This is a genomic window from Dolichospermum sp. LEGE 00246 (assembly GCF_015207865.1).
In the GTDB taxonomy this organism is placed as follows: Bacteria; Cyanobacteriota; Cyanobacteriia; order Cyanobacteriales; family Nostocaceae; genus Dolichospermum; species Dolichospermum heterosporum.
Map to the genome: position 1 here is coordinate 1 of NZ_JADEWA010000329.1, position 6,107 is coordinate 6,107.

Annotated in this window: 3 protein-coding genes; 2 read left to right on the forward strand and 1 reads right to left on the reverse strand. The window is 37.3% G+C overall.

The genetic code is table 11. The annotated features are described in order from the left end of the window. Together IQ228_RS18740 and IQ228_RS18745 are read left to right on the forward strand one after the other, a co-directional pair. A partial coding sequence (locus IQ228_RS18740; protein WP_228043949.1) for a hypothetical protein occupies positions 1 to 2,317 on the forward strand: 2,317 nt, incomplete at its 5' end. A 13-nt stretch (positions 2,318 to 2,330) separates the two neighbouring features. Beyond that, positions 2,331 to 4,601 carry a hypothetical protein gene (locus IQ228_RS18745; protein WP_193963900.1) on the forward strand — a complete coding sequence of 757 codons (2,271 nt, stop codon included), beginning with the start codon at positions 2,331 to 2,333 and terminating at the stop codon, positions 4,599 to 4,601. A gap of 479 nt (positions 4,602 to 5,080) precedes the next feature. Here IQ228_RS18745 and IQ228_RS18750 read toward each other — a convergent pair whose 3' ends face one another. Then, positions 5,081 to 5,692, reverse strand: a complete 612-nt coding sequence (locus IQ228_RS18750; protein WP_039201665.1) for a hypothetical protein — start codon at positions 5,690 to 5,692, stop codon at positions 5,081 to 5,083. Between the last annotated feature and the right edge of the window lie 415 nt (positions 5,693 to 6,107).

Genomic DNA, 6,107 nt, shown 5'->3' on the forward strand with positions numbered 1-6,107 from the left:
GTCTCTAACCTTCTTTTTAAATCTCTTTGTGACAAATTCAGGTTATATAGGTCTATTGAATCATCAAAAAATGTGCGAAACAGCGGTTAATAATATGGAAAATAGTTTAATAAATGCCAGCCTGTCTACCCAAAATCTAACCTTTACACCAGGTACTACTCCTGCTACCTTTACAATCACTGTCAACAACGACAGTAGCGAATTTGCTAATTTTCAAATAGAAATTACAGCCGCAGGAGAGCAACGCAATTCAGAATATCGCTGGTATAAACTTGAACCAGAGGTAGCTGCCGCTAAACCACCAGGAAGTAGTACGGAGTTTCAAGTATTTATTCTTAATACACCAATCATTGGATTTGTAGGTACTGTCAACCTAACGATAACAATTTTTTCACCACAGCTAAGACGAGAACGCAGGCTACTGCTGCGCCTGAAAATTGAGCGAGATAATCAACCTACACTCTTAAGTTTAGAACTGCCTGTACGAGAATTCCAAGTCTATCCTTGTAATACTGTAGATATCCCAGTGCGAGTTAGAAATTTGGGTCAACAAACAACGATTGTGACATTGCGTTTTGTTGGTGTTGATTCATCTTGGTTGATTAGTAATGCAGAAAAACGATTTTCTCTAGATCCAGGTGGTTACACAGAAGTAATTTTCCAATGCCAACCACCATCTGTAGTTCAATCACCTAGTCAAAACTATCCGTTTACTATTGAGGCTAAAACTAATAATGGACACCCAGCTAGTGTAGCAGGAAACATAACAGTTTTACCTGTAGGTTTTGTCGAGTTTTCTACCACAAACAAGCGCCAAATAATTCCCAGCCATTCCAGATGGCTGCCTAACTGGAAGTCTGATACAGCTACCTTTGAGTTAATCTTCAAAAATGTCAGCAACCTCTATCAAGAAATTAATATTAATATTCAGGGTAAGGATTGGCGAAAATGTACTTACAAAACTGTTCCAGAAACAGCAAGTTTGCATTTAGGAGAAACAACTAAAGTTCTCCTCAATGTTCAAACAAAACGCCATTGGGTAGGATTAGCAAAAACTTTGCTATTAGAAGCCAAAGCCGAATTATCTGACCAACGTTTGGGGACTACAGACCCCGCCACCCAAACTCTAGAATTACATAGACTCCCGATTATTCCCATCTGGTTACAGTTTGCGATTCTGGGACTAATAGCATTACTGTTAGCATTACTACTCACAGCAGAGCCAATTATGCACACTGGTTCTGTAACTTCTGTGGCTTTTAGTGGTAACGGTGCCTCTGTTCTCAGTGGCTCAAACGATTGCACATTAAGATTTTGGAACATTAATCGCAACAACAACAGTTTAGAACCAGGAAAATTCACTTATCAAGGACTACCGAATGCTTGTGGTAAAGCACAAAAACCTAGCGGCTTGTTAGCAATTACCGATGCTTCTGTGGAAGTTTTACGCTTGATGCCCGTAGATAATAATCTTGTGGCAGTTGGGCTAAAAAATGGTGTAATTGAACTTTGGAATGTATCTAATAGCAACAAAACACAAGAACTTAAAGACCCAGAAATAGGTGACAGGGTCTTTGGTTTAGCATTTACTAAAAATTCACTGTATTTATTTAGTGGTTACGGCAGTGGTCAATTAAGACTATGGTCAAGAACCTCTGTTAATCATCAATTTCAGCAAGAACCGCAACAAGTTATTAACCTCAAAACTCTTCAATTCAAATTACCTTTTGAAGCTCGCACTTTAACTCTCAGTCCTGATGATAAAACCCTAGTGATAGCAGGAAACTATAAGCGTTTTTTATTTGGTTCATTTAATCCCAGTCAGCCTGATAATCAACTGCGGAATTTATCAGTGCAGAAATTAGAAAAAACAGGCGGTTCAACAGAAAGAGACAAATATGTTTGGGCAGTAGATTTTGTACCTAAATCACCAGAAAAAATTTTAGCAACTGGTGATTCCGATGGCTATATTAATATTTGGAATTTAAATCAATGCCAAACTGTTAACAATGCCAGCGCCCAGAAACCAATTACCGAAGTTGATTGTCAGCTATTAGATAGTTGGCAAGTAAGGTCAGGAAGGCCAGTACAAACTCTAAAATTTAGTGAAGATGGACGCTTGCTTGCTAGTGGGGAAAATAATGGAGAAGTTATTGTTTGGCATTTAACTGAGACATATAAACTAAACAAAACAAAGGCAGCTAAAGGTCAAATGATTTACCAAAGTTCCAAAGGTATCAATAGTGTTGACTTAATCAATAATATGATTGTGACTGGTGGCGAAGATTTTCAAGTCAAACTAAACCGTATCAAGTAAGGAATTTGATTGTATGCAAGCTCAAACCAGTCCATTGCAAATTATTATTAACCCAACTGGTATGCAATTTGGGATGCCAGGAGATACGATTGAACTTTATGTGGTAGTCATTAATCAGGGAAACCAGAGTGCTGTGGTTGACTTGTATTTTAGTTTTGATGACCAATTTACCAATCTTATGGGGTGGTCTGTTTCTCCTCAAGAAAGTTTGGCGATCGCTCCTCAACAGACTAGCGACGAAGTTAAATTTCAGTTGCACATTCCTCATGATGCTTTACCAGGAACCTATGACTATACTCTAGTGGTAGATGCTCCCCAGCATTATCCGCAAGATACTCCGATCAACTTTCCAATGCAACTAAAAGTTCAGATCAAAGAACAAACTGTCATTCGCATCAATGATCCGACTTTTTCACTCAAGCCTAGTAGTAATACTAATAAACCCCTAATTTTAAATCCGAGTCAACCTTTGCAAATTGGAGTGATAGTGGAAAATCGCTCCAACCTTGTAGACCGTTTCCGCATCACTTGCCTAGATTTAGATGAAGATTGGTTTACTATAAATTATCCTACAACTGGAGCCGAGGGAACAGGACTATCTGAAGTCACTGCACTATCACTCAATCCCCGTTCTCAAGGCCAAATTTTCCTGACATTCCACCCACCTGGAGATTCCTTAGCCGGAATTTATTCGCCGACTATTCGCTTACATTCGGAAAACTCTCCCGACTTGGTGCTGTTAGATTTGGTCTACACACAAATTCCGACAATTTATCGTTTAGATGTACAGTTACAGACCATTTTGGCACAAGTAAGTCGCAGCCCTGCCAAGTATGAATTATCATTAACTAACCAGGGAAATGTGGTGCGTGAATTAAAGTTTGCCCTGGAAAGTCGAGATGAAGAAGCACTTTATAATTATAAATTTGAGCCTAGTGAAATTAGGTTATTGCCTAATAAGAATTATACGTCTAATCTCACAGTAAAACCTAGACCTTGGTGGCGCAGACCTTGGTCGGGTGGAGGGCTAGTTATCAACTTTCAAGCCCAGATTCAAGACAAAAATAATTTACCTCTAAATAATACTTTACCTCAACTAAGTTTTATCTGGAAACCTCGCCCTTGGTGGCAATTTTTATTATTAATTTTAGTATGTTTAGGATTATTCGGTGGGATAAGTTTCATCATTTGGCGGCTTTTAAACCCTGACCCTGTAATATTAGAAGAATTCTTTACGAGTAGCCCTAAAACTGAAGATAAACATAACGAAGTCAAGTTAAGTTGGAAGATTAGAAACTATCAAAATTTACAAAGCGTGCTACTGACAATTGCAGGAAACCAAACGAAATATTACTTTAGTAAAGACACTCTTAAAGACACACAGGGCAATAAACTACCTTGTCAACCGGAAAAAGAATACTTGAGTTGTGATAATTTTTCAACAGGAGTGAAAAAGAAAGGAAAGTATAGTTTTGAATTACAAGCATCTTATCGTAAAGGTGCGTTGTTCTTCTCTCAAGATACGAAAACTGCACCACAAATCAAACAAGTTGAAATTAGCGAAAAAGAAATAGCTGAAGTTTCAGAGTTCAAGACAGATAGACCTCAGTATACAAAAGGTAATAATATTAATTTAAGTTGGAAAATTTCTCGTCCTTTGCTGCTGAAGGAAATTCAAATAACTGGAAAGGCAGAAGATGGTACATCAGTAGGTATATTAGGTGTTTATCGTTTTAATCAAGATAATCAAGGTAATATGATTTTTGATTCTAAGCTTCAGAATCTATGTGCAAAAACAGAAAATCAACAATTAGAATGTAGAAATATACCTATATCTTTATTAAAAGCTGGTAGATTCACTTTTGAAATTAAAGCTTTGCCCAATAACGACAGTGATAGGAGTAGTCTTAAAAAGACTGAATCAGCAATTGAAATATTACCAAAACCATTTAGAATTGTTTCTTTCACACTTAATAGTAGTGAACAACCCAATCAGGAGTTAAAAGAGGGAGCAACAGCTATTTTGTCTTGGCGAGTAGAGGGGGAAGATATTCAAGTGAAACTTGATCCCTTTGGTAATGTGCCAGCAGTTGGCTCAAAATCACTAGAGGTAAATTCAGCCCTACCATCTCAAATTAAACTGCAAGTTAATGATAAATTGGGTAAGCAGCAGCCTCAAGAAAAAGCATTTGCGATCGCAGTCATCAAAAAAGTTGAACCTACAGTTCCACCTCCTTTTATCTTACCTGCACCACAGACAACGCCTGTTTTCCCTAGTTTTTAAACCCGATTGATAGCCAAGATAACCAAAGCCAACCACTTAAGTGCAAGAAAATATGAATAACAATCAATACCTTAGCCAAATTATGAGGGTGACTAAGTACTTATTTCTTTCATCTGTGCATCCATCTCAAACACAGAGCGATTCCTATGTCGCGCCTCGCTATCGCTGCAATTATCTCTTTCCTTCAGTGCCGCAAGAGATACGAGACAGGCGAACGTGAACGCTCACACCTAAAAAATTAGCTGAAAATGGGTGTGAATAATGTCCATATAGTCTTGTAAATAGCCTAGTACCGCAAGGCGGAAGTCAAAAGTCAAAAATAATATAGCGTAACGTTCCCAGTCTCCGACTGGGAATGCTATCACAGAGGATCTGACTCCAGATTTCACTGTTTTTGAAGGCAGAGCCTTCTAGAATTCATTCCCATACAGAGTATGGGAACGAGAGATTGGAACGAGAGATCGGAACGAGAAATTATTTTAATGTTTTTGGATTTTTAATTCACATTGTTGGAAAATATAATTCACCGCAGCAAATAATTTATCTAAATCTTGAATCATATACAGATTTTTATTTCGAGTAAATACATCACCAACCAACTTTCCAAATTGCCATATTTTTCCGTTAGAAACAATTCCAAAAACATCACTAACAAAATCATCATTAATTCTCTGAATTGCGATCATTTCAGCTAAACACTGACCCCAACCTTCTTCAAATTTGTCTTGTTTAGCTTCAACCATCAAAAAATAAGGTTTATCAAAAACAATTGTACTTAGAGAGTTTCGCTGTGTTACAGTATAATCAGGAATACCTGATAAATCCTCATCATAAGCTAATGCTTCATGACTCCAAAGAGTTAATTTACTTCGGTAAGGTTTCCATACTTCTTTCAATACTGGATAAATGAGATTTTCACAAATAGCATCTTCGGAATTATCAATAACTCCATCTGTAAATAGCAAATCTAATTCCTCCTTAAAAGATTCCTTAGCCGGAAATTCTACTTCCAACATAAAATTAGATTGCACATACTTGATTTGAAACTTTTTAATGACTGAACTAATACTTTTATAATTGCTAAATGCCATAAAATTCTGTCAATCCTTAAATCCTGTAAATCTTGATATGGCTACGCTATTAAACAATAGCGCGTTCCATTCCATTGCTTTGCGAACGTTCACGTTCTAAGTAGGTTGGCGTTAAAAATTGTCCTTATGACAAGGGAACAGGAAACAGGGAAGAGTCTTTAGGCATTATAACAATTTTTTAGTCCCACAAGGGATTCGAGACGCTATCTACAACCCACATTCCGCACCCTGAACTGTCACATATCAAAAAAGCCTAGCGAGTAGTACATAATAACTAAAAATCATTCGAAGGGTAAGAGGCTTAATGATAGTAAGTAGCATTAAGCTGGGCATGGAGTGAGAAAGTGGAACTTCGTAACGGGACTGAAAGAAAGAGAAAATTCGATATGATTAAAAAATTAATTGTTCACAAAAG